The sequence below is a fragment of the Pseudochrobactrum lubricantis genome (assembly GCF_041929865.1).
In the GTDB taxonomy this organism is placed as follows: domain Bacteria; phylum Pseudomonadota; class Alphaproteobacteria; order Rhizobiales; family Rhizobiaceae; genus Pseudochrobactrum; species Pseudochrobactrum saccharolyticum.
The window spans coordinates 367646-392230 of sequence record NZ_JBHEEE010000002.1; the positions used below are offsets into that span (position 1 = coordinate 367646).

Genomic DNA, 24585 nt, shown 5'->3' on the forward strand with positions numbered 1-24585 from the left:
GCTGGTGAACCGGCTTATAGCGGCATGATATTTATCGTGCAAGTGGGTAAAATAAGAAATTTGCAAAAAATGCAGATTTTTTTCATTTGGCAGTGCTCTGCCTGTGAATAAAGCCACGGAAGCGCTGCTTTTGTCGTGTGGAATTAAGTGTTTAGCGCTGAATGACGGGAGCTGAGGCGTGTTTGGGTGCCATTTTGCCCTGCAAATAAATGCAAATCTGCCGCACAAATCACCAGAGCGGTTCAGAAAATGAAGACAGGCCGGAATCAGATAGCTGATCCGGCCTGTAAAATGATTTGTCTGACAGTATTTTTTAGCCGCGACGGCAGCGCCAGTTCCAGTCGCGCTCCGGACCGACATCGATATGTACCGATTCTGTATGGCAATAGGTGCCGACACCGCCGCGACTTGGCCATGTGCGTACCTGACGGGCGATCTCCCATTTGGAAACGCCTGGAATCTGCAGATCAGCCGCTGAACACGACATATGCAATGAGCGTTTCGCACCTCTGACCGAACGGTTGTGCGCCGGACTGCGGTAGCCGGAGGTGATGACAACCGGTTTGCGGTAGTGGCTTTCAAGGCGTTTAATCATTGAGACCAGCTGCGGTTTCAGGCAGGAAACCTGCACTTTATCATGCTGGGTGCGCAGGCCGTTCGGCGCAAGACGCGCCATGCCGCCAGCGGAGGCGAGTGTTACCGGCGCGCTGAAATCGTCTTCATCAAGATCAATATCGCTTTCGTCGAACACTTTATTACTGTGACGAATCTCTACGCCGCCATTCGCACGCACACCCGGCAGCGTATAATTATAGTCGCTTGCTCTTTTAGGAGTGGCAGAGGCTGTAACCGTAGCTTCCTGTTTTCCGGTGCCGCGCACACTGTTTTTTCCCGGTGAGAAAAGACGGGCTGCCGCGCCTGCGCTCTGGCTTGTTCTGTCAATTGCAGGAGTTTGTGCGGTATTTGCGCTTCCATCCGGCTTGGCAGTTTCGGCCTGAGCAGCATTATTCTGCGGCTTTGTCTGGCTTGTCGCCGGTGTTGCTGCTTCTGCCTGCGGAATCGCTGCTAAAGCAGCAGTAGGCTTGTTTCGTGTGCCGAAAAGTGCAGCCAGAGTGCTCGGTTGTTCGGCAGGGGCTGCGGTTTCCGGTGTCTGTACAATCTGATTGGTTGCGGCGGCGGCTGTATCAGCCAAGGCAACCTGTACCGGTTTTTCCGTTTGTGCTTCTGCTGTCTGTTTTGCGGCTTCTGCCGTTATAGCAGAGGCCGGAGCAGCTTTTGTCGCAGCGGTTGCTGTATTTGACGCCGGAGTATCAGAAGCGGAATCGCCGGATTTATTTTCGGCCAGAGTCGTATCATTGGCGACGCTTTCCAGCAGGGATGTGCCGGAAGATGTGGTGCAGCCACTGATGCTTAAAGCGAGAATGATAGCTGAGCCGCAGAAAAGCTGAGCGTTTTTTTCTCGTATACGTTTTATCGTATCGAACAAAGCAGACCCTTCATTATGCTGCGACTTGTCTGAGTGCATCTGCGGAAACTGAACTCAAATCAAAGGTTTCCTGTGCAACTGCTGGCACAAAGGGCTGTAAAGAGGCTCCGTTTGTGCAAAATTCTGGCTATTATTAATATATGCGGAATGACTGTTTTCGTCGCAAAAATTGTTAATTCTTTATTAATTGGGGCGCAAGTTATGCCCTGTAACAATTCTTTTCAAAACAATAACAATTGTTACATTTCGTGTTCGCGGGCAGACTTGGCAGTATGACGTAAATAAGAGTGTTTTTCACGGCGGAAATGAAAGCTTCCTGTTGCGAAATGCGTCTATACGTTTATTGTCCGGTTATTCGGCCAGAGTTACGACCAGAATTCGATATGCAGGGAATTTCCTCTATGAGCGCACAACAGACACATCACTTCGCAACGCTGCGTAATGCAATGTTTGCCGTGGCTGCTGTGGCGCTCGCGGGTTGCACAAGCGGGCCTTCTGCCGGTGTGCCGCAGGAAGGTGCGCTGCGTACCGGAGCTTATCCGAATTTCGGGATTATGCCGCGCGGTGAAACCAAGCAGCTGACCTTTGAGGAAAAAGACCGGATTACCGGTAGCCTCAGCAGCGCCAAGGCGCGTCAGGGAAGCGCACCCGCAACCGGATCGAGCCGAGCGGAAATCGAAGCCCGCAAACGCCAGTTGCAGGCGGAAACCGATGCCACATTAAAGGCAATCGAAGCCACTGAGTAACAGGCTGATCTGACGACAGGCGTTTTGATACGCCATAAATTTATTCGCATTTTAGAATTTACAGATCGGAGTGCTGTTTTGGCACTCTGGATTCGGGTCGTACTGATCCGGACTTTTAACAGCCGTGCAGTTTTACAAGATTATGCTGCATCGCATTTTAATTAAACGGAAGAGAGATATGTCGGAACAATTCCATAAAATCCGTCGCCTGCCACCTTATGTCTTCGAACAGGTTAACCGCCTGAAGGCGAGTGCGCGAGCGGCGGGTGCCGACATTATTGATCTTGGCATGGGCAATCCTGATCTGCCGACACCGCAGGGCATTATTGATAAGCTCTGTGAGGCTGTGCAGGACCCGCGCACCCATCGCTATTCCTCATCCAAAGGGATTCCTGGCTTACGTAAAGCGCAGGCCAATTATTATGCGCGTCGTTTTGGTGTGAAGCTCAATCCGGATACACAGGTTGTTGCCACGCTTGGTTCCAAAGAAGGCTTCGCCAATATGGCGCAGGCAATTACTGCGCCGGGTGATGTTATTCTGTGTCCGGATCCGACCTATCCGATCCATACTTTCGGCTTTGTCATGTCCGGCGGTGTCATCCGCTCCATCAGTGCAAAACCGGATGACAGTTTCCTCGTCTCGCTGGAGCGCGGTGTTAAGCACTCGATCCCGAGCCCGATTGCGCTGATTCTGAGTTTTCCGTCCAACCCGACTGCGCAAGTGGCGACACTCGACTTCTATAAGGAAGTGGTGGCCTTTGCCCGTAAGCATAATATTATCATCCTGTCAGATCTGGCCTATTCGGAAATCTATTTCGATGAAAACAACCCACCGCCATCGGTGTTGCAGGTTGAGGGTGCAATGGATGTGGCGGTTGAATTTACCTCTATGTCCAAAACATTCTCGATGGCCGGCTGGCGTATGGGGTTTGCGGTTGGCAATGAAAGGCTGATTGCGGCGCTCACACGGGTCAAATCCTATCTCGATTACGGTGCTTTCACGCCGGTTCAGGTGGCTGCAACGGCAGCGCTGAACGGCGACGGCAGCGATATTGAATATGTGCGTAATGTTTATAAGACACGCCGCGATGTTCTGGTCGAGAGTTTTGGCCGTGCAGGTTGGGAAATTCCGTCTCCTGAGGCGACAATGTTTGCGTGGGTTCCGATCCCTGAACGCTACCGTGCCATGGGCTCGCTCGATTTTTCCAAACTATTGATCGAAAAAGCTGATGTAGCTGTTGCGCCCGGCCTCGGTTTCGGTGAACATGGGGATGAATTTGTGCGCATTGCTTTGGTGGAGAACGAACATCGTATTCGTCAGGCCGCGCGTAATATCAAACGCTTTCTGGGGAATGCTGACGGAGCTGCCTGATAAAAAGGCGGCTTCAGGGGAATGTCCTGAGCCAAGCGAATAAAGTGAGGCGGGAGCATACAGTTCCCGCCCGTTGAATTAAGTATATATTGCTGAGGCACAATAATGAGTAATGCATTGCGGATCGGTGTCGCCGGACTTGGCACCGTAGGAGCATCGGTTTTGCGCATTCTGCGCGATAAAGCCGAAATGATGACAAGGCAATGCGGACGCGAAATTGTAGTGACTGCGGTCAGCGCACGTGACCGTACGCGTGACCGTGGTGTTGATCTCAGCAATATTGAATGGTTCGATGATCCGGTCGCACTGGCAAAATCAGATAATATTGATGTTTTTGTTGAGCTGGTTGGCGGCTCGGAAGGTACTGCACGTGCTGCTGTTGAGGCTGCACTCAATTCCGGTCGTCATGTGGTGACTGCCAATAAAGCCTTGCTGGCCTATCATGGTGTGGAACTGGCTAAAATCGCGGAAGCCAAAGGCGTGTTGCTGAATTTTGAAGCAGCGGTTGCAGGCGGTATTCCGGTGATTAAGGCGATGCGTGAATCGCTGACCGGTAATACTGTGTCGCGCGTTTACGGTATTATGAACGGCACCTGTAACTATATCCTGACCCGTATGGGTGAGGAGGGGATTTCCTTCACCGAATGTCTGAAAGATGCACAGCGTCTTGGTTATGCAGAAGCTGATCCGACCTTTGATATTGAAGGCAATGACACGGCGCATAAGCTGGCACTGCTGACCAGTATTGCCTTTGGCACGCAGATTGCGGCTGATGATATTTATCTGGAAGGTATCAGCAATATTTCGCTCGCGGATATCCGTGCAGCGGAAGAGCTTGGTTATAAAATCAAGCTGCTGGGCGTAGCGCAGAAAACAGAAACCGGTGTGGAGCAGCGTGTGCATCCGACATTGGTGCCAACCTCTTCTGTTATTGCGCAGGTGCATGGCGTGACCAATGCGGTGGCGATCGAAACCGACCTTCTCGGCGAATTGCTGCTCTCAGGTCCGGGTGCCGGCGGCAATGCCACGGCCTCTGCTGTGATTGGTGATATTGCTGATATCGGTAAGAGCCGTCCGGGTTTCCAGCACGGGCCGGTCTTCGGTACGCCTGCAAAAGATCTGAAGCCGACAGCGCGCGCGAAAATGCGTTCTCATGCCGGTGGTTATTTCATTCGTCTGAATGTGCATGATCGCGCCGGTGTGTTTGCAACCATTGCCAAGCGCATGGCGGAAAATGATATTTCGCTGGAATCTATCGTACAGCGCGGCACGGGTGCCAATGTCGAAGAGGCTGTGATTAAGACAGTTGTTCTCGTAACCCATGCAACCACGGAATCAGCGGTTAAGCAGGCTTTGAAGGCGATTACCGAAGATGGTGATCTCTTCGACAAGCCGCAGATGATCCGCATTGAGCGTGCGGGGTAGGGCATAATTCCTTAAACTTGGATCAGTTTAAGGTAAAATTATGCTCGCATTTTAAAGTGTTAGAGCGAGTTTTGTGTGCCAAGTCTGGCACACGGCGCTCTAATAAAGACAAGAGTTGATAAAAACCGCCGGAATTTCCGGCGGTTTTTTGTTGCGGATAGCTCTTGTCAGCAAAAAATCTATTTGATAAATTTCTGAACAGCTCAACGCAGTTTAGGAAAGGAGGGCCGTAAGATGTTTTCTCTGCGACATCAGCATCATCACACATTCGGCCCTGATTACGCCCTGTCTCATTAATTTGTGCAGGGCCGATTAAGACTGTCAAATCTGTCTTTATCAGCCTTTTCTGAAAGGTGCAGTTCTGCTTGGAGTATGCTGCATCTGATTTGAGCCATCCCGTTACCAGTTCGCATCTATGCGATGTTCTGTACGGCTATGGCAAATTCTGAGCTGATCTTATGTCCTACCTTAATCTTCAAAATCTTTCTCTTACTCTGTCCGTTGAACTGTTTCGCAATTTAAGCCTCGTTGTCGGTGAGGGGGAACGTCTTGGTGTGGTTGCCGCCAACGGTCGCGGTAAATCCAGTCTGATGCGTATTATCAGCGGTGATCTGGAGCCAACGGATGGTCTGGTGACCCGTGCCCGTGGTCTGAAAACCGGCGTGGTGCCGCAATATGTGCCGCAGGACTGGCTGGATATTTCCTTATATAATGTGGTGCTGAGCGGGCTGGATGAAGATGCGCAGCTGAATGAAAGCTGGCGCGTTGATATTATTCTCGACGATCTGAGTGTGCCGCAGGATATGCGTGACCGTGCAATGCGGCAGTTGAGCGGAGGCTGGCAGCGCCTTGCTTTGCTGGCGCGAACGCAGATTGCCGAGCCCGATCTGTTGCTGCTGGACGAGCCGACCAACCATCTGGATCTGGAAAAAATCCACCTGCTGGAAGGCTGGTTGAATGATCTGCCGCGTTCAACAGCGGTGCTTATGTGTAGCCATGACCGTGCTTTTCTCGATGCTGTGACCAAGCGTACATTGTTTTTGCGGCCTGAAAATTCGCAAATCTATGCTCTGCCTTATAGCCGTGCCCGTGTCGCATTGGATGAGGCTGATGCTGCCGATGCGCGCCAATATCAAAAAGATATGAAAACCGCACAGCAATTGCGCAAACAGGCGGCCAAACTCAATAATATTGGTATCAATTCGGGCAGTGACCTGCTGGTGATAAAAACCAAACAGCTGAAGGACCGTGCGGAGAAGCTGGAAGATGCTGCCAAGCCTGCGCATCTGGAGCGGTCTGCCGGTGTTATCAGGCTGGCAGGGCAGAGCAGTCATGCCCGTGCACTGGTGGTGATTGATAATCTTGATGTGGTCACACCGGATAATCGCATTCTCTATAAAACTGGCCGTTTATGGATCAATCCCGGTGACCGTATCGTGCTGCTGGGTGCCAATGGTACCGGCAAAACACGGTTGCTGACCATGGTACGGAATGTGATTACGGGTGTTGAGCCGGAAAGTTCGGCACTTAAAGCCACGCCGTCACTGGTGCTGGGCTATAGCGATCAGGCATTGTCGGAACTCAATGACAAGCATACGCCGCTGGAAACCATCATTCGTCGTTTTGATATAGGCGATCAGAAAGCGCGTTCGCTGCTGGCAGGGGCGGGTATGAATATTGATATGCAGGGGAAGGCGGTTGCACGACTTTCCGGCGGACAAAAAGCTCGGCTTGCCATGCTGGTATTACGGCTGACACATCCGAATTTCTATATTCTCGATGAACCGACCAACCATCTGGATATTGAGGGGCAGGAGGCGCTGGAAGCGGAGCTGCTGAACAGCGATGCCGCCTGTCTGCTGGTGTCGCATGACCGTAGTTTCGTGCGCAATACCGGCAATCGTTTCTGGCAGATTGTGAAGAATAAGCTGGTTGAAGTGGAGTCACCGGAAGCATTCTTTGAAGAAGCCGGACAGCTTGCGGGCTGAATAGTCTGATATATAACAAAAGATACCGGCAGTGTAATTTTATGAAAAATACACTGCCGGTATCACTCGTTTTCAAATGTGATGGTTTTTCAACCGAGTATAATCGATTTACTTTTTCTCCCCGCGCTTTATCCCTTGCAGGGAGAGCCCGACTTTGCCAAAAGATGGCGACCATGTCTGACAATCCCCTGTCATCATAATCGGCTACAGCAGTTTTGTATCCGTTGCGCAGCGATACTATTCCGGATTGCAGGCATATCTTTCGATAACGAATTTAGGACTGTTTAAATGGCCAATTCTGCAGATCAGACCCCGCAGGGTCTCGACCGTATTCTGACACTCGAGCTGGTTCGCGTGACCGAGCGCGCCGCTGTGGCTGCTGCCCGTCTGCGTGGCCGCGGTGATGAAAAAGCTGCGGATCAGGTTGCTGTTGACGCCATGCGTAAAGAGCTGAACCGTCTGCCGATCTCCGGTACTGTTGTTATCGGTGAGGGTGAACGCGACGAAGCGCCGATGCTTTATATCGGTGAAGAAGTTGGTACCCGCAACGGTCCTGAAGTCGACATCGCGCTCGACCCGCTGGAAGGTACCACCATCTGCGCCAAGAACCTGCCAAACTCGCTGGCTGTTGTTGCAATTGCTGAAAAAGGCAATCTGCTTTACGCGCCGGACGTTTACATGCAGAAAATCGCTGTTGGTCCGGGCTATCCGCGCGGCGTTGTAGATATTGACGCTTCTGCGACTGAAAACCTGAATGCGCTGGCAAAAGCCAAAGGCGTTAAAGTCAACGAAATCACCGCCTGCATTATGGATCGTCCGCGTCACGCACGCCTGATCGAAGAAGTCCGCGCAACCGGTGCTGCAATCCGTCTGATCGGTGACGGTGACGTTGCCGGTGTTATGCACACCACCAATCCGGATGAAACCGGCATTGATATCTATCTCGGCATTGGCGGCGCGCCTGAAGGCGTTCTGGCAGCAGCAGCTCTGCGCTGCATCGGCGGCCAGATGCAGGGTCGTCTGCAGTTCAATTCTGATGACCAGATCGCCCGCGCTCTGAAAATGGGCGTTACAGACCCGAACAAAGTTTACCTGATGGAAGAAATGGCCAAAGGCGACGTGCTGTTTGCAGCCACCGGTGTAACCGACGGCAACATGCTCTCCGGTGTTAAATTTGCCCGCGACTACATCCAGACCCACACCATCGTCATGCGTGCTCAGTCCCAGACTGTGCGTGAGATTAAGGCGCGGCACCAAGACCTCTCCAAGTTCGCTTAATAAAAACCATCAGGATTGGTCTGCAAATGGCGATTTCTGTGCTTCCGGTGCTCACGTACTATCAGTACGCTCCGCTCCGGTTCTCGAAATCACCATTTTCGCCGCAACCTGATGATTTTTAAACTCGGCGCTAGTTTGCCTGCTAAGACAATAGCCCAAAGAGTGGCACCACAATTAAATTCTGCTATAAGGCGACATTGAAAAATGTCGCCTTTATTGTTTCGATCAAGCTCTGAAATGACAAAGAGCGACATTTTCTTATTTATGCGCATAATCTTGTCCGAAAAGTCATACAACTTTTCGGGATTATGCTGATATCGCCTTTGTTGTTTGTAAAAACAGGAGTTGCCCGCGTGGATATGAATGAGCGTTTGTTTCTCGGAATACGTTCTTCTGCAACGGGCATGAAATGGGTTGATCGTTTAGGTCTGCGGGAAGCCAATACCGCACTGGCCATCGCCCAGAATTACGGCATTCCCGATCTGGTGTCCCGCGTTATGGCCGGTCGTGGCGTTGGCCTTGAAGCCGCCGAAGAATTTCTCAATCCGAGCATCCGCTCCCTGATGCCTGATCCGCTGACCCTGACGGATATGAAACAGGCTGCTGTGCGTATTGCCGATGCTATTCAGCGCCGTGAGAATGTTGCAATCTTTGGTGATTATGACGTCGATGGTGCCTGTTCATCTGCGCTGTTATCCCGCTTTCTCAATGCCTATGACATCAGGAATGTCATTTATATTCCGGATCGCATTTTTGAAGGCTACGGCCCGAACCCCGATGCCATGCGCGAGCTGGTTGCCAAAGGTGCATCGCTGATTGTGACCGTCGACTGCGGCACTAACAGTGCCGTGTCGATTACCGCTGCGAAAGATGCCGGTGCCGATGTTGTGGTTCTGGATCACCATCAGCTTGGTGGTGCCTTGCCGGAAGATGCCGCTGCGATTGTTAACCCGAACCGTGAGGATGATATTTCAGGGCAGGGGCATCTCTGTGCTGCCGGTGTTGTCTTTATGACTTTGGTGCAATTGGCACGGGAATTGCGTGAGCGCGGTATCAAAGCGGCAAATGGTACGCCGGATTTGCTTAGGTTTCTCGATCTGGTGGGCTTGGCCACGGTTTGCGATGTGGTGCCGCTGATCGGTGTGAACCGCGCTTTTGTTGTCAAAGGTTTGCTTGCTGCCCGTAATCAGAGCAATGCAGGTTTAGCGGCTTTGGCGCGGGTGTCGCGTATCGGTGAGCCGCTCAATAGTTTCCATTTCGGCTTTCTTATCGGCCCCCGCATTAATGCAGGCGGGCGTATCGGCAATGCTGCTTTGGGTAGCCGTTTGCTGACACTGGATGATCCAGTTGAAGCCAATACCATTGCGGAAGAGCTAGACAGGTTGAATGCCGAGCGTCAGGCGATGGAAGCGGTGATGTTGCAGCAGGCGGAAGCGGAAGCCTTTGCTGAGCTTTCCGGTAAATCGGGGCCTGCGGTTCTGGTCACTGCGAATGAAGACTGGCATCCGGGTATTGTTGGTCTGCTGGCCTCCCGCCTGAAAGATAAGGCGAAACGCCCGACTTTTGCCATTGCCTTTAACGGTAATGGTGTGGGCACAGGATCGGGGCGCTCGATCAGCGGTTTTGATCTTGGCAAGCTGGTGCGCAAAGCCGTTGAACAGGGCTTGCTGGTCAAAGGCGGTGGTCACGCTATGGCGGCTGGTATCACGGTGGAGAAATCCAAACTCGGTGCTTTGCGCGCATTTTTTGAAGAGCAGGCTGCCGAGCAGGTGGATGAATTGCGCGCTGAGCAAAGTCTGGCGATTGATGGTGCGGTTTCAGCCACCGGTGCCACGGTTGCGCTGTATAATGCCCTGGAAAAAGCAGGGCCTTATGGTGCCGGTCATGTGCAGCCGCTGCTGGCACTGCCAAACCATACAATCGCTGATGTGCGTGTTGTCGGGCGCGATCATGTGAAAGTTGCCCTGAAAGGACTGGACGGCAAACGTGTCGACGGTATTGCCTTCCGTGCTGCTGACAGTGATCTTGGGCGCTTCCTGTTCGATCAGGCCGGACACATGGTGCATGTTGCCGGCCATTTATCGCTCAATCACTGGAATGGCTCTGTTTCAACACAGATCCGCATTGTGGATGCCGCGAAAGTTGATCTCTCGCGCCAATAAGAGGCAGCTTAACAGCTTGCTGAGATTAGTTTACCAGCTGCCGGTATTTTCCATAGATGCCCATGGCTCCTGCGGTGCCAGTCTTTCGCCTTTTTGCAGAATTTCAATGGAAATACCGTCCGGTGATTTCACAAAAGCCATGCGGCCGTCGCGTGGCGGACGGTTAATGACAACGCCTTTGTCTTTCAGATTTTGGCAGACGTCATAAATATTATCGACCTCATAGGCGAGATGGCCGAAATTGCGTCCGCCGCTATAGGTTTCCGTATCCCAGTTATAGGTCAGTTCCAGCTCCGGCGCGCGGGAGCTTTCTGCATTCGCCTGATCTTTCGACGCGCTGAGGAAGATCAAAGTGAAACGTCCCTGTTCACTTTCCGTGCGGCGAGTTTCCACCAGTCCGAATTTTCCAACAAAAAAATCCAGTGACTCATCAATGTCACGAATACGGATCATGGTGTGCAAATAGCGCATGTTTGCCTCCTGTTTTACCCTGTTTGATCCTGTCTGTTTTAGCAGGTGTCATATTTAAAACAGGGCAGATTTGAAATAGTTCACCGCTGTTTTAGCATGCCTGCTCATAAAGTCTGTGATCGAAACAGGAATATTGAAAGTTTGCTCTTGCCGGATACGGTTAAGGAAGTGTTATCTTGAAGATGAGAATCAACCTGATTTGCCCGGCAGATGAAAGGAGGAGCGTGCCATGACTGACAAGTCTTTGTCCCATGAGTTTATGGATGGTACCAACTCCGCTGAGGATGCAACCGATATTGTCGAGATTTCCGGCGTCATTAAATGGTTCGACGTCGCGAAGGGCTATGGTTTTGTTGTTCCCGATCAGGACGGCTACGGTGATATTCTTGTTCATGTGACGACATTGCGCCGTGACGGTTTTCAGACCGCACAGGAAGGTGCGCGTGTTGTTTGCGAAATTCGCCGTGGTGAACGCGGCTGGCAATGTTTCCGCGTTTTGTCTCTCGACCTTTCCGATGTTGCGCATCCTTCAACTCTGCCGCCTGCACGCACCCATGTTGTGGTTACGCCGTCGAGCGGGCTGGAGCGGGCAATTGTCAAATGGTTCAACCGTACCAAAGGTTTTGGCTTTCTAAGCCGCGGTGAGGGGACGGAAGATATTTTTGTTCATATGGAAACGCTGCGTCGCTTCGGTATGATGGAACTGCGTCCGGGACAGGTGGTTCTGGTGCGGTTCGGTCATGGTGATAAAGGGCTGATGGCGGCAGAAATTCATCCGGATATCGGTTCGCCTTTTACTAATCCGCATTAAAACCGGTCTCTGACCGGTTTTTTTATATTTGCTATAATGGTCTGCACGTATATTTTCTCTCAAATATGTTTTGAAGTATGGTTTGCCCGATGAAACAGTGGTTTGCTTATTTGGTATTTGTGGCCGCGCTTTTGGGTGGCACTTTTGCGGTATCAGCGCAGGAAGAGCCGATGCGCGTTCCTTTGGATGCGCAGGCTTTGAAAATACAGACCGCATCGGGCGAGAAAAGTTTCGGGCTGGAAATTGCCGATACGGATCAGAAACGCAGTGCGGGACTGATGTATCGTAAGGATTTTCCGGCTGACCGTGCGATGATCTTTGTTTTCGGTGAAGAGCGTCCGGTGATGATGTGGATGGCCAATACGCCGCTGCCACTGGATATGTTGTTTGTCCGTAATGACGGATCAATCGCGCGGGTTGCTGAAAATACGGTGCCTTTTTCAAAAGATATTGTTGCTTCCGGCGAGCCTGTGGCTTTTGTCATTGAAGTGAATGCAGGCATTGCCGCTAAACTTGGCATCAAGGCTGGTGATACAGTCAAGCACCGGATAATATGCGGGCAATGTCAGTGAATTTGAGTCCTGTTGCGCTAAACAGGGCGGAAAATAAATCTCGGAAGTGAACTATGGTCGTGAATGTGAATGAAGTCCGTTATTTTGAGCATGACGGATTAAAGCTGGCTTATCGTGATGAAGGACAAGGTGAGCCGGTTTTATTGATCCATGGTTTTGCATCTTCCGGTATGGTCAACTGGCTCAATCCGGGCTGGATTAAAACACTGACCGATGCCGGTTACCGCGCGATTGCAATTGATAATCGCGGCCATGGCCGTTCTGACAAGCCGCATGACCGTGAACTCTACTACCCGTCATTAATGGCGGCTGATGCTATTGCCCTGCTGGATCATCTGAATATCGATAAAGCCCATGTTATGGGGTATTCCATGGGCGCGCGCATCAGTGCTTTTGCGGCGCTGGAACACCCAAAACGCGTGCATAGTCTGGTCTTTGGGGGCTTAGGCATTGGTATGGTCACCGGTGCCGGTGACTGGGATCCGATCTATGATGCGCTGTTGTCGGAAGATGTGGACAGTATCACCCATCCGCGCGGTCTGATGTTCCGTAAATTTGCAGATCAGACAAAGAGCGACCGTTTTGCGCTTGCAGCCTGTGTTATCACCTCCAAAGAGCTTATTCCCGCACAGGCAATGGCGATGATTAGCCAGCCTGCACTGGTTGCTGTCGGCACGAAGGATGATATTGCCGGTGATGCGCAGGATCTGGCCGATCTGATGCCGCATGCAACGGCAGTTGATATTCCTGACCGCGATCATATGCTGGCGGTCGGAGATAAGGTTTACAAGCAGGCTGTGCTGGAGTTTCTGAAGGCGCATCCGATTGGCTGAGTGCTGCCGGACAGGTTTTCTATGAAAATGTGACGATCCGCTCAGGTAATTTTACCGCAATAGCAGCAGAGGGATTTTCATCTCTTGTAATGCGGTTTAAACTCGCCCAGATAAATGCCGGAAGCAGCAATGTGAAGGACTGGCGAAAATAATCGGAAATATTTGTTTCCGGTAAGATTTTCTAGCCATTTCAAAGCATTTGGCGGCTTCCGGTGATTGAAGAATAAGTGAATGCTGTAAAGCCAGGAGTGATGCAATGGCCGCACATGGTTCTGTTCCGGTGAGCAAGGTCGTCGATCATATGGATCCGATCTGGTATTCCGTGCGTGCTGAGGCCGAAGCTGCAGCCGTGAAAGAGCCGTTGCTGGCGGCGTTTCTGTATTCCACAGTGCTTAATCAAGGCAGTCTGGAAGATGTGGTTATGCATCGCATTTCTGAGCGTCTCGGTCATGCCGATGTGGCTGCTGATCTGCTGCGCCAGACTTTTGTAACGATGAGCAAAGCCTCGCCGGAATGGTCGCAGACTTTGCGCATTGATTTGCAGGCGGTTTATGACCGTGATCCGGCGGCAAACCGTTTTCTTGATCCTCTGCTTTATATGAAGGGCTTCCATGCCATCCAGACCCACCGCTTAGCGCATTGGCTGTGGAAAGAGGGACGCAAGGATTTCGCCTATTATCTGCAGAGCCGTTCTTCATCGATTTTCCAGACCGATATTCATCCGGCGGCGAAATTCGGCAGCGGTATTTTTCTCGATCATGCGACCGGTGTGGTTATCGGTGAAACTGCGGTGGTCGGCGATGATGTGTCGATCCTGCATGAGGTAACACTGGGTGGTACCGGTAAGGCTGGGGGTGATCGTCATCCGAAAATCGGCCGTGGGGTGCTGATCGGCGCGGGGGCAAAAATTCTTGGCAATATCACGATCGGTGAATGCTCAAAAATTGCTGCCGGTTCCGTGGTGGTTAAAGCCGTGCCGGATAATGTGACGGTCGCCGGTGTTCCGGCGAAAGTGATTGGCAGTTGCGATTGTGCTGAGCCTTCGCGCGCGATGGATCAGCTGATTAATGCTGCTGAATAAAAGCACGCCCTGAAAAGTGTAAGCGGTTTTCGGGTAAGGCGTGCGTAAGAATAAATGCACGCCCCGAAAAGTGTGAGCGGTTTTAGGATAAAGCGACATGTTGCCCCTTTACATATCGGGCACAGGGGCGCATGAGACAGCCCCGTAAAATGAAACAGGAGAATCCGTTTGAAACCCGAAGAAATCAAGAAACTGGACGCCTATTTCAAGCGGACTTTTGATAATCAGAACCTGACTGTTAAGGCGCGTCCGCGTAAGGATGACTCCTGCGAAGTCTATATGGATGATGAGTTTCTGGGCATCATCTATAAGGATGAAGATGAGGGCGAACTGTCCTACAACTTCTCCATGGCCATTCTGGAAATGGATCTGTAATTTTAGCAGCCCTGTTTGCTGAAGTTAAAAATCTTTTGAATTACAAATATTTATGGCGGCTTATGCATGAAGAGATTCATTCGCATCAGCCGCCGTTTTTATATGTAAGCCTTCAATCTGTGTAATCAGGTCGCAATAGCGTAAAATCTCTTGTGATGCGTTATATTATAACATATCAATGTCGCCTTTCCGATAATGACGGGCTGTGCGCTGAAGCGCGCATGACCCGTAACATGGTGATATTCAGGAGATGAAATGGAACAACGTTTACCTGTCACGGTTTTGTCCGGATTTTTGGGCGCCGGAAAAACCACTTTGCTCAACCATATTTTGAACAATCGTGAAGAGGTGCGTGTTGCCCTGATCGTGAATGATATGAGTGAAGTGAATATTGATGCGGCTTTGCTGCGTGATTGTGGCGCCAATCTGTCCCGCACACAGGAGCAGTTGGTTGAGCTGACCAATGGCTGTATCTGCTGCACTTTGCGCGATGATCTGTTGCAGGAGGTGACGCAGCTCGCAAAACAGGGGCGGTTTGATTATCTGCTGATTGAATCGACCGGTATTTCCGAGCCTTTACCGGTAGCCTCGACTTTTGAATTTCGTGATGAGGAAGGTTTCAGCCTTTCTGATGTGGCGCGGTTGGACACGATGGTAACTGTTGTCGACAGCGCTAATCTGCTGCGCGATTATGCATCGCAGGATTTTCTGAGCGATCGTGGCGAGACAGCCGGTGAGAGCGATGAGCGCGGTATTGTGGATTTGCTGGTGGAGCAGATCGAGTTTGCCGATGTCGTGGTGCTGAATAAGATCAGCGAAGTTTCGCCCGCACAAAGACAAGATATTTATAAAATTATCCGCGCACTCAATCCGGACTGCGATGTGGTTGATGCTGATTTCGGCAAAGTGCCTTTGGCGAAGATCATGAATACCGGCCGCTTTAGTTTTGAAAAGGCCGAGCAACATCCGTTATGGTTTAAAGAGCTCTATGGTTTTAAAGATCATGTGCCGGAGACAGAGGAATATGGCATCCGCTCTTTTGTCTATCGTGAGCGCCGTCCGTTTGATCCGGCTAAACTCCATGACTTCATCCAGCAAAGCTGGGCGGGGCTGATCCGCTCGAAGGGTTTTTTCTGGCTGGCCACCCGCCCGCGCTATGTGGGTGAGCTAAGTCAGGCGGGGGCATTATTGCGTACAGGAAAACGTGGTCTGTGGTGGGCATCTATCCCGAAACAATACTGGCCGGAAGATGAGGGCTGGCAGCAATCTATGCAGCCTTATCTTGATCCGTTCTGGGGCGACCGGCGGCAGGAACTGGTTTTTATCGGTACAGCTGCGATGGATGAGGGGGCAATACGGGCTGCTCTGGATAATTGTCTGGTTGAAGCCGATAATTTTGTGCCTGATGAATGGGCGTCGCTTTACGATCCGTTCGAGCCATGGGATCAGCGCGCAGCATAATTTATTATTTTAAAACAATATTATACGCCTTTGCGTGAAGAAATAGATTCACGCAAAGGCATGACGCTTTTAAATCCCGATTGCCGAGGTTTCTTTAACCTCCTCCATCACCGGATAGGTATGGGTTTCACGCACGCCCGGCAGCGAGAGCAGGGAGTCTGCCAGAAAGCGGCGATATTGCTCCATGTCCGCTACACGCGCTTTCACCAGATAATCAAAACCACCGGCCACCATATGGCATTCCATCACCACCGGATTGTTTTTTGTGGCCTCGGCAAAGGTTTCAAAAACCTCCGGTGTCGTGCGATCGAGCTTGATCTCAACAAAGACAAGCATGGAGCGGTTGAGCATTTTTGGTGAGAGCTTTGCCGTGTAGCCCAGCACATAACCATCGCGGGTTAAACGCTTGACCCGCTCGGCCGTTGCGGTCTGTGACAGGCTGATTTTCTCGGCCAGTTCGGCATTGGTCAGCTTGCCGTCCTCCTGCAATGCACGGAGAATCTTTTTGTCCATAGCGTCAATTTGCTTCATTTTAGCTAAAATTCCGATTTTTGCAGTGATATCCACCGAATAAGGCGCTTTAATTAGTGAGATAAACTATATGAGATAAAATATACAGTTAAAAACCCGTCGCAAGACTCTACAGGAGCCTTTTTATGACACTGCCCAATACAGCCCTTTCAAACGCCCCTCAGGTTGTTTCTGAAAAGGCTCAGAATACAACCCTGCCACTGCCGCCTTTTACCGCGCCTTATGCACCGGATGACCATGAACTGGTCAGTGCATTGCTGGCCAGCGTAACATTCGATGATGCCGCCAACCGCCGCATTGATGCGCGGGCTTCGGAATTCATCACCAATATCCGCAAGCAGTCCAAAGGGATTGGCGGTGTTGAAGACTTCCTGCGCGAATACGGTCTTTCCACCCGTGAAGGTCTGGCGCTGATGGTTCTGGCTGAAGCTTTGCTTCGCGTGCCGGACAGTGCGACACAGGACAAGCTGATCGAAGATAAGCTGAAACAGGGCAACTGGTCTGAGCATCGTGCGCAGGGTGATACATGGTTTGTATCCGCTTCCGCATGGGGGCTGGGTCTGGCAGCTAAAGTTATCCGTCCGGGCGAGACACCGGAAGGCGTTCTGTCTTCGCTGGTTAAGCGTATGGGCTTGCCGACAGTTCGCACAGCCACCAAACAGGCAATGCGCTTTCTCGGTTCGCATTTCGTGCTGGGTGAAAATATTCACGATGCATTGAAGCGCGCCAAAGTCGCTGAGAAAAAAGGCTATCGCCATTCTTTCGATATGCTCGGCGAAGGTGCCCGTACGGCAGAAGATGCCAAGCGTTATTATAAATCCTATTCCGATGCGATTGATGAAATCGGCAAAGCTGCAGGCAATGGCAAGCTGCCGGATCGTATGGGTATTTCGGTCAAACTTTCGGCGCTGCATCCGCGTTATCTGGCAACCCATCATGCGCAGGTGATGCGTGAACTGGTGCCGGATGTGCTGGCGCTGGCTCAGAAAGCCAAATCCTATGATCTGAACTTCACCATTGATGCGGAAGAAGCAGACCGTCTGGAGCTGTCGTTAGATCTGATCGACCGCGTTTTCGCTGATCCGTCACTGGCTGGCTGGGATGGTTTTGGCCTGGCTATTCAGGCCTATCAGAAGCGCGCTCTGCCGGTTATCCAGCATATTGTTTCCCTGTGCGAAAAGACCGGCCAGCGCATGATGGTGCGTCTGGTGAAGGGTGCTTACTGGGATACAGAAGTGAAGCGTACGCAGGAGCGCGGTCTGGAAGACTATCCGGTCTTCACCCGCAAAGCTGCAACCGATGCGTCTTATATTGCTTGCGCCCGCTATATGCTGGATCAGCGTAAGCATATTTTCCCGCAATTTGCCGGACATAACGCCCTGACAGTGGCGATGATTCTGGAAATGGCCGGAAATGATAAGAGCGGTTTCGAGTTCCAGCGCCTGCATGGCATGGGTGAAAGCCTGTTCAAACAGGTGACAGAAGCCGGTGAAAAGATTGCCTGCCGCGTTTATGCGCCTGTTGGCGGCTATCGCGACCTGCTGGCTTATCTGGTGCGCCGCCTGTTGGAAAATGGTGCGAACTCGTCGTTTGTTTCCGTTGTGGGCGATGAAAATGTGCCGGTTGCAAGCCTGCTGAAGCGTCCGGTTGAAATTTTGAATGATGGCAGAGGCATGCGGAATGCAAATATTCCGTATCCCGTTGATATGTATGGGCAGCGTCGTAACTCTGCCGGACTTGAATTTGGTGACAGACTAGTATTGGGGACTTTTATGGACGGGATCGTTAAGGCGCGGGCGAATGTTGATGCAGTGCCATTATTTGCCGGTTTTGCTAAAAAAGGCTCAGGTCAGCCTGTATTGTCGCCGGTAGACGGTTCTCAGGTGGGCACAGTTGCTGAAGCAACTGCTGAAGATGCTGCAAAAGCTGTTGAAGTTGCACGCAAAGGCTTTGCCGGCTGGTCGCGCATGGGCGTTGAAGACCGCGCGACAGCGCTGGAACGCGCCGGTGATCTTCTGGAGAAGAACCGCGACCGTTTCATCGATCTTTTGTCGCGCGAAGCCGGTAAGACAATGGATGACGGTATTGCCGAAATCCGTGAAGCCGTTGATTTCTGCCGTTACTATGCTGCGGAAGCCCGTCGTCATTTTGCCAATGAAACCATTATGCCTGGCCCTACAGGTGAAGATAACCGTCTGCGTTATCGCGGTCGCGGTGTGTTCGTTTGTATCAGCCCGTGGAACTTCCCGCTGGCAATCTTCCTTGGTCAGGTGACCGCTGCGCTTGCTGCCGGTAATGCGGTTGTCGCCAAACCTGCGGAACAGACCCCGCTGATCGCCTATGAAGCAATCAAGCTGCTTCACGAAGCCGGTGTACCGCAGGATGCAGTGATTTATCTGCCGGGTGACGGTTCCGTTGGTGCTGCTCTGACCTCACATGCCCGCATTGACGGTGTGTGCTTCACCGGTTCGACCGATACTGCATGGGCAATCAACCGTACATTGGCGGCCAAGAAGGGCCCTATTGTACCGCTGATCGCTGAAACCGGTGGTCTGAACGCTATGATCGTTGATGCGACTGCTCTGCCAGAGCAGGTTGCGGATGATGTTGTTATGTCGGCATTCCGCTCTGCGGGCCAGCGTTGTTCGGCTCTGCGTATTGTTTATCTTCAGGAAGATGTTGCTGACGGCATGCTGAAGATGATCGAAGGTGCAGCGCGTGAAATGCATCTCGGCAATCCGGCTCTGGAAACCACAGATATCGGCCCGATCATTGATCGTGAACAGCAGACCATGCTGAACGACTATGTTGAGCAGATGAAGGGCAAAGCCAAAGTGACCAAGGTTGGCGTGACACCGGAAGGTGAATTGCAGGCCGGTCATTTCTTTGCACCGCATATTATCGAACTGAAAGATGCATCAGAACTGACACGCGAAGTGTTTGGTCCGGTTCTCCATGTTGTACGCTGGAAGGCATCTGAACTTGATAATGTTCTCGATCAGGTTGCCAATTCGGGCTTCGGTCTGACCTTTGGTCTCCATAGCCGTATTGAAGCGGTTGTGGCTCGTGCGGTTGAGCGTCTGGATGTGGGTAATATCTATATCAACCGTAATACAATCGGTGCGGTTGTCGGTACGCAGCCATTCGGCGGTTCCGGCCTGTCCGGCACCGGTCCTAAGGCTGGTGGCCCGAACTATCTGCTGCGCTTTGCGCTGGAGCAGGTTGTGTCAGTTAACACCGCAGCAGCCGGTGGTAACGCTTCGCTGATCGCGATGGGCGAATAATATAGCCAACGCGATTGCCCTCAATCAGGGCAATATGTTGCGTTTTATCGAAAAAGAATCGCCTGCCGCATAAAATGTGGCGGGCGATTTTTTATTTTCTGTTTTGCACAGAATTTCGTTGACGGAAAATACAACCTGAGGTAGTTTTTATCTTGTACTGAAAAGCATACTTCACTTAGTTATTTTAGATCTGAGCATAATATTTTTTTGAAATTAATTGCTTTTGAAAAGCGGGACGGGCAAATCTTCCCCATATGATCGCCTGCCTGACAGTTCGCATATCGGACATTTTAACCCGGATCTTTTTGCTGATCCGGGTTTTCTTTTTGGAAGATTTTGATTGATGGCTTGATATAAGCTTCTGTTATTGTGCTGTTATATGAAAATGTGTTCTTTACCGGATGGGGTGGTTCTCAGAGGTTTGATGTGGTGAAAAGGGCGTAAGTGTTTGAGCATTTGCACGCGGTGGCTCATTGTGCAGACTCATATTGTGTGTTGAATGGGCTTGATCGGCGTTTATTCGAATGAAATTTAAAATGCAATTTTAAGATGTATGTATTTGTTCTGCGCAATAATATCTTTTCCGCAAAATGATAAAACAGAAGAGCTTGCAAGGTCTGAAAAACAGAGCTAAAAATAGCGCATGACTAATTTTACTTTTGCATCTCTTATTTGGTGGTGGGCTCGCTTCTAGCGGCCAACGCAGACATTTGCATAAGTGTCATTCAGGTCGCTCAGGGTTCACCGGGCGGCCGTTTTTATTTTCTGCCCTGAAATCCTGAAACGCCTGAGTATCTACTTAAAATCAAAGCAGAGATGCTTTGTTGAAAAACAGGTGCGAAACCGGCCGTTTGGCAGTATAGGGATCGCAGCAACAGGAGCAGAGCGATTATGGCAAAAACTGCCGATCAGGATCAGCACGATCATATCACGCAGGGCGGCATTACTGTCGCACGCCGCCGTCATCTGGTGGATTATAAAACGGCTATCGACAAGCGCATTGATGCGCTGGATACAAGACGCGGCGCTGTCTTTTCATCCAATTATGAATATCCGGGTCGTTACACACGCTGGGATACAGCAATTATTGATCCGCCGCTGGTGATTACCTCCAAAGGCCGCTCTATGCGCATTGAAGCGCTGAATGCCCGTGGTGAAATTCTGCTTGGCGGTATCCGCTCTGTGATCGGCGCTTTGCAAGAAGTGACGATTAATGATGAAACAGAGCAAAAAATTCAGCTGACGATTGCTGAGCCCACACGCCAATATATGGAAGAAGAACGCTCGCGTATGCCGTCGGTATTCACCGTGCTGCGTGAGATCGTTTCTCTGTTCTATTCCGAGGAAGACAGCAATCTCGGTCTTTACGGTGCTTTCGGCTATGATCTGGCCTTCCAGTTCGAGCCAATTACTTACAAGCTGAAACGTCCTGAAGATCAGCGTGATCTGGTCCTGTTTCTGCCGGATGAAATTCTTGTCGTTGACCATTATTCTGCAAGAGCCTGGGTGGATTCTTACGATTTCACTGTCGGCAATAAGAAAACAGACGGCTTGCCGCGCGAAACACCGTCTGATGTATTCAAAGCAGCTGAAAAATTGCAGGCAAAAGGCGATCACCAGAAGGGCGAATATGCTGCTCTGGTTGAACGCGCCAAAGAAAGCTTCAAATGCGGTGATCTTTTTGAAGTGGTGCCAGGGCAGATTTTCTATGAAAAATGCGAAAATCAGCCTTCAGCCATTTCCCGCAAGCTGAAAAGCATTAACCCGTCACCATATTCTTTCTTCATCAATCTGGGTGAGCAGGAATATCTGATTGGTGCTTCACCGGAAATGTTTGTGCGGGTGAATGGTCGTCGCATCGAAACCTGCCCGATCTCCGGCACCATTAAACGCGGTGAAGATGCGATTTCAGATTCCGAGCAGATTCTGAAACTGCTCAATTCCAAAAAAGATGAATCTGAACTGACAATGTGTTCTGATGTGGATCGCAACGATAAAAGCCGTGTTTGCGAGCCGGAATCGGTGCGTGTAATCGGTCGTCGCCAGATCGAGATGTATTCCCGCCTGATCCATACGGTTGACCATATTGAAGGTCGTCTGCGCGATGGTATGGATGCATTTGACGGTTTCCTCAGTCATGCATGGGCAGTCACTGTGACCGGTGCACCGAAGCTCTGGGCAATGCGTTTCATTGAAGAAAATGAACGCAGCCCGCGTGCATGGTATGGCGGTGCGGTTGGCATGATGCATTTCAACGGCGATATGAATACCGGTCTGACACTGCGCACTATCCGCATTAAAGATGGTGTGGCGCAGGTACGGGCAGGGGCGACTTTGCTCTATGATTCAAACCCGCAGGAAGAAGAAGCCGAAACCGAGCTGAAAGCATCGGCAATGCTGACAGCAATCCGTGAGGCGCATATCAAGCCGGAATTGCAGGAGAAGGCGCAGTCTATGAAAGCAGGAACCGGAATTTCTGTTCTGCTGGTCGATCACGAAGATTCCTTCGTGCATACGCTTGCCAATTATTTCCGCCAGACCGGCGCCAATGTGGCGACTGTGCGTTCGCCGGTGAGTGACAAAATCTTTGACCGCTTTAAACCGGATCTGGTGGTACTGTCACCGGGGCCTGGTACGCCGAAAGATTTCGATTGCACGAATACAATCCGCAAAGCGCGTGACCGTGATCTGCCGGTCTTTGGTGTATGTCTGGGCTTGCAGGCGCTGACGGAAGCCTATGGCGGCTCGCTGAAACAGCTGGAAATTCCGATGCATGGCAAGCCGTCACGGATTAAAATCCTGAAAAACGGTGTGGTCTTTGATGGTCTAGGGCAGGAAGTCACAGTTGGTCGTTATCATTCGCTTTATGCGGATAAAGCGACATTACCAGCGGATTTCATCATCACTGCTGAGACAGATGACGGCGTTATCATGGGCTTTGAACATGCAAAAGAGCCGGTGGCTGCGGTACAGTTTCATCCGGAGTCAATCATGACACTCGGCGGTAATGCCGGTATGCAGATGATTGAAAATGTGGTGTCAAAGCTCGTAAAGAAATAACCGCAAGTGATGTTTAAAAGAAAAGCCGCAGGTGAAAATCTGCGGCTTTTCTTGTTTTTACGTATGTCGTTATCGGATAACCAGCGCCCGCTTTTCCGTGATATGCTTTAGTTTAAATCCACGCTTCGTCGCCGGTGAAACTCACAGTAATCCAGCGTTGTGGACCTGCACCGCCGATTTCCTCACCGATCTCTTCGCGGATTGCATCCAGCGTTGCGATCGATGTTATCGGGAAGTTAGCGGGCAGAACGATGTGAATTTCAATGAAACGTGCGCGGCCGATCTTGGCTGCATAGCTGGCATATTTTTTGAAGCCATGTTTGGCCTTCATTCTATCCATGATCTTGCGCACCCGCAGGTCCATGCGCTCCGGTGTGACCAGCAAAATCTCGCGAAATGCACCCAGAACTGTTTTGAGCGGCACAAAGATAAGACCTGCCGACAGAAACAGCAAAATGGCGGGGTCTGTATAGACCGTCCATGGCTCAAAGGCCGTGCCCTGTAACAGCCATGCCAGACTGAAGGCGATCAGAAGAGCCAGTGTAATCAAAGCGGTCATCAGCCAGCTTTGCGTATCAAGCGTGATAAAGTTCGATTTGAGCCGTTTATTGATCTTGTGCTGATAGGCCATCATGACAAAACAGATGATACAGACAATGACGGCGTAGAGAATTGCCCAGTCAAAATTCAGTTCTGTGCCGCCTTGCAGCAAGGTGCTGACAGCGTTGATGAAAGCATAGAGACAGAACAATATCAGCACGATGCCGTTAAAAGCGAGAACCAGCGGTTCAATGTGCCAGAAACCATGCTGGAAGCGGCGCGTTCCTTCGCTGGTCAGGAGCCGCGCGACAAAAAGGGCAAGTATCGACATGACAGCATCGGTTGAGGAGAACATGCCGTCAAAAATGACTGCGCTGGAACCGGAGAGTATGCCGAAGACTATTCCGAAGAGGCCGATAAAGATTGTGACAAATATTGATCTTCGTAAAATCAGTTGTTCAAAACGTGCGAGACGTTGCATTTTAAAGGGTCTGCCTTTGTAGAAAGAACAACCATCTGTGAAACCGAAGGGCACAAGTATTTATGCCGTGAAAACGGTTTAGCTGGCTGCTTTTTTGTTTTTAGCACTTTTTCTGCGCTGATCCGGACAGATATTGTCTTATTACTGCTGTGCGTAATTTCGGATCGGGATGTTAAGCTGCGCATTTATGCATAGGCACTCTATATATTATTATTATGAAAATTAAAAGAGATGCCGTTTTTGACTGTTTGGCACGTCAGTTTCGGATGGTTGTCTGATTCGAATTTCTGGTTTTTGCTGGCCGGTATTTGCAAATGATTTGCAGTTAAACCATATGTAAGTCTATGAATTTGCTTATTTATTAAAAGTACAGCGCTGAGTGAAAACCAGTTGCAACTGGACGGCAGAAATTAGCGAAAAATGTCAGTTACGGTACTTTAGAGATTTGGAATTGGCACATTTTGCGCTAAGGGTGATTACATCTCAGCGAGTGCTGAATTGAATTTATTTCGATGAGGGCGGCTTTGGATGACTGTTAAGCAGTCTCTGCATAAGCTGCCGAATTTTATAAACTGCAAAATTGTAAATCTCCGGCTGTCCCGTCGTTTTTCAACAAAACGGCGCAATA

Annotated in this window: 19 protein-coding genes; 14 read left to right on the forward strand and 5 right to left on the reverse strand. The window is 50.8% G+C overall.

Going from position 1 to position 24585, the window contains the following annotated elements; translation table 11 throughout:
- Positions 1-313: 313 nt before the first annotated feature.
- Positions 314-1486 carry a YcbK family protein gene (locus tag JNC80_RS06195; RefSeq protein WP_376709803.1) on the reverse strand — a complete coding sequence of 391 codons (1173 nt, stop codon included), beginning with the start codon at positions 1484-1486 and terminating at the stop codon, positions 314-316.
- Between the two features lie 401 nt (positions 1487-1887).
- Between JNC80_RS06195 and JNC80_RS06200 the strand changes: the two genes are divergently transcribed.
- The 3 genes from JNC80_RS06200 to JNC80_RS06210 all read left to right on the forward strand — a co-directional run bounded on the left by JNC80_RS06200 (position 1888) and on the right by JNC80_RS06210 (position 5029).
- Entirely contained in the window at positions 1888-2232 is a 345-nt protein-coding gene (locus JNC80_RS06200) for a hypothetical protein (RefSeq protein WP_022710906.1), read from the forward strand.
- Positions 2233-2410: 178 nt separating this feature from the next.
- Entirely contained in the window at positions 2411-3604 is a 1194-nt protein-coding gene (locus JNC80_RS06205) for an LL-diaminopimelate aminotransferase (protein ID WP_022710907.1), read from the forward strand.
- Positions 3605-3709: 105 nt separating this feature from the next.
- Positions 3710-5029, forward strand: coding sequence for a homoserine dehydrogenase (locus tag JNC80_RS06210; RefSeq protein WP_075656298.1), 1320 nt, complete (start codon positions 3710-3712; stop codon positions 5027-5029).
- A 22-nt stretch (positions 5030-5051) separates the two neighbouring features.
- Here JNC80_RS06210 and JNC80_RS06215 read toward each other — a convergent pair whose 3' ends face one another.
- Entirely contained in the window at positions 5052-5297 is a 246-nt protein-coding gene (locus JNC80_RS06215; protein WP_376709804.1) for a hypothetical protein, read from the reverse strand.
- Between the two features lie 190 nt (positions 5298-5487).
- Here JNC80_RS06215 and JNC80_RS06220 point away from each other — a divergent pair, with 190 nt between their 5' ends.
- The 3 genes from JNC80_RS06220 (at position 5488) to recJ (ending at position 10457) form a co-directional block, all read left to right on the forward strand.
- Positions 5488-7017 carry an ABC-F family ATP-binding cassette domain-containing protein gene (locus JNC80_RS06220; RefSeq protein WP_376709805.1) on the forward strand — a complete coding sequence of 510 codons (1530 nt, stop codon included), beginning with the start codon at positions 5488-5490 and terminating at the stop codon, positions 7015-7017.
- A 288-nt stretch (positions 7018-7305) separates the two neighbouring features.
- A complete protein-coding gene (glpX, locus tag JNC80_RS06225) occupies positions 7306-8295 on the forward strand; it encodes a class II fructose-bisphosphatase (protein WP_022710910.1) in 990 nt (329 codons plus the stop codon).
- 359 nt (positions 8296-8654) lie between these two features.
- A complete protein-coding gene (gene recJ, locus JNC80_RS06230) occupies positions 8655-10457 on the forward strand; it encodes a single-stranded-DNA-specific exonuclease RecJ (protein ID WP_376709898.1) in 1803 nt (600 codons plus the stop codon).
- Between the two features lie 30 nt (positions 10458-10487).
- Here the strand turns inward: recJ and JNC80_RS06235 are convergent, their stop codons facing one another.
- A complete protein-coding gene (locus JNC80_RS06235; RefSeq protein ID WP_376709806.1) occupies positions 10488-10928 on the reverse strand; it encodes a VOC family protein in 441 nt (146 codons plus the stop codon).
- 229 nt (positions 10929-11157) lie between these two features.
- On the opposite strand from JNC80_RS06235, the gene JNC80_RS06240 reads away from it, so the two are divergent.
- The 6 genes from JNC80_RS06240 (at position 11158) to zigA (ending at position 16061) form a co-directional block, all read left to right on the forward strand.
- Complete coding sequence (locus JNC80_RS06240) at positions 11158-11739, forward strand: cold-shock protein (RefSeq protein ID WP_022710913.1); 582 nt, start codon at positions 11158-11160, stop codon at positions 11737-11739.
- Positions 11740-11828: 89 nt separating this feature from the next.
- Positions 11829-12311: a DUF192 domain-containing protein gene (locus JNC80_RS06245; RefSeq protein ID WP_376709807.1), complete on the forward strand. Its 483-nt coding sequence runs from the start codon at positions 11829-11831 to the stop codon at positions 12309-12311.
- A gap of 53 nt (positions 12312-12364) precedes the next feature.
- Positions 12365-13144, forward strand: coding sequence for an alpha/beta fold hydrolase (locus JNC80_RS06250; RefSeq protein ID WP_376709808.1), 780 nt, complete (start codon positions 12365-12367; stop codon positions 13142-13144).
- A gap of 256 nt (positions 13145-13400) precedes the next feature.
- Positions 13401-14225, forward strand: a complete 825-nt coding sequence (gene cysE, locus JNC80_RS06255; protein WP_022710916.1) for a serine O-acetyltransferase — start codon at positions 13401-13403, stop codon at positions 14223-14225.
- Positions 14226-14393: 168 nt separating this feature from the next.
- Positions 14394-14600, forward strand: a complete 207-nt coding sequence (locus tag JNC80_RS06260) for a DUF3126 family protein (protein WP_022710917.1) — start codon at positions 14394-14396, stop codon at positions 14598-14600.
- Positions 14601-14855: 255 nt separating this feature from the next.
- Positions 14856-16061, forward strand: a complete 1206-nt coding sequence (gene zigA / locus JNC80_RS06265; RefSeq protein WP_376709809.1) for a zinc metallochaperone GTPase ZigA — start codon at positions 14856-14858, stop codon at positions 16059-16061.
- Positions 16062-16130: 69 nt separating this feature from the next.
- Here the strand turns inward: zigA and JNC80_RS06270 are convergent, their stop codons facing one another.
- Positions 16131-16592: an Lrp/AsnC ligand binding domain-containing protein gene (locus JNC80_RS06270; protein ID WP_075656316.1), complete on the reverse strand. Its 462-nt coding sequence runs from the start codon at positions 16590-16592 to the stop codon at positions 16131-16133.
- A 125-nt stretch (positions 16593-16717) separates the two neighbouring features.
- On the opposite strand from JNC80_RS06270, the gene putA reads away from it, so the two are divergent.
- Positions 16718-19876 carry a bifunctional proline dehydrogenase/L-glutamate gamma-semialdehyde dehydrogenase PutA gene (putA, locus tag JNC80_RS06275; protein WP_376709810.1) on the forward strand — a complete coding sequence of 1053 codons (3159 nt, stop codon included), beginning with the start codon at positions 16718-16720 and terminating at the stop codon, positions 19874-19876.
- Between the two features lie 888 nt (positions 19877-20764).
- Positions 20765-22936, forward strand: a complete 2172-nt coding sequence (locus JNC80_RS06280) for an anthranilate synthase (protein ID WP_376709899.1) — start codon at positions 20765-20767, stop codon at positions 22934-22936.
- A gap of 112 nt (positions 22937-23048) precedes the next feature.
- On the opposite strand, the gene JNC80_RS06285 is transcribed toward JNC80_RS06280, so the two are convergent.
- Positions 23049-23957, reverse strand: a complete 909-nt coding sequence (locus JNC80_RS06285) for a cation diffusion facilitator family transporter (RefSeq protein ID WP_116087624.1) — start codon at positions 23955-23957, stop codon at positions 23049-23051.
- Between the last annotated feature and the right edge of the window lie 628 nt (positions 23958-24585).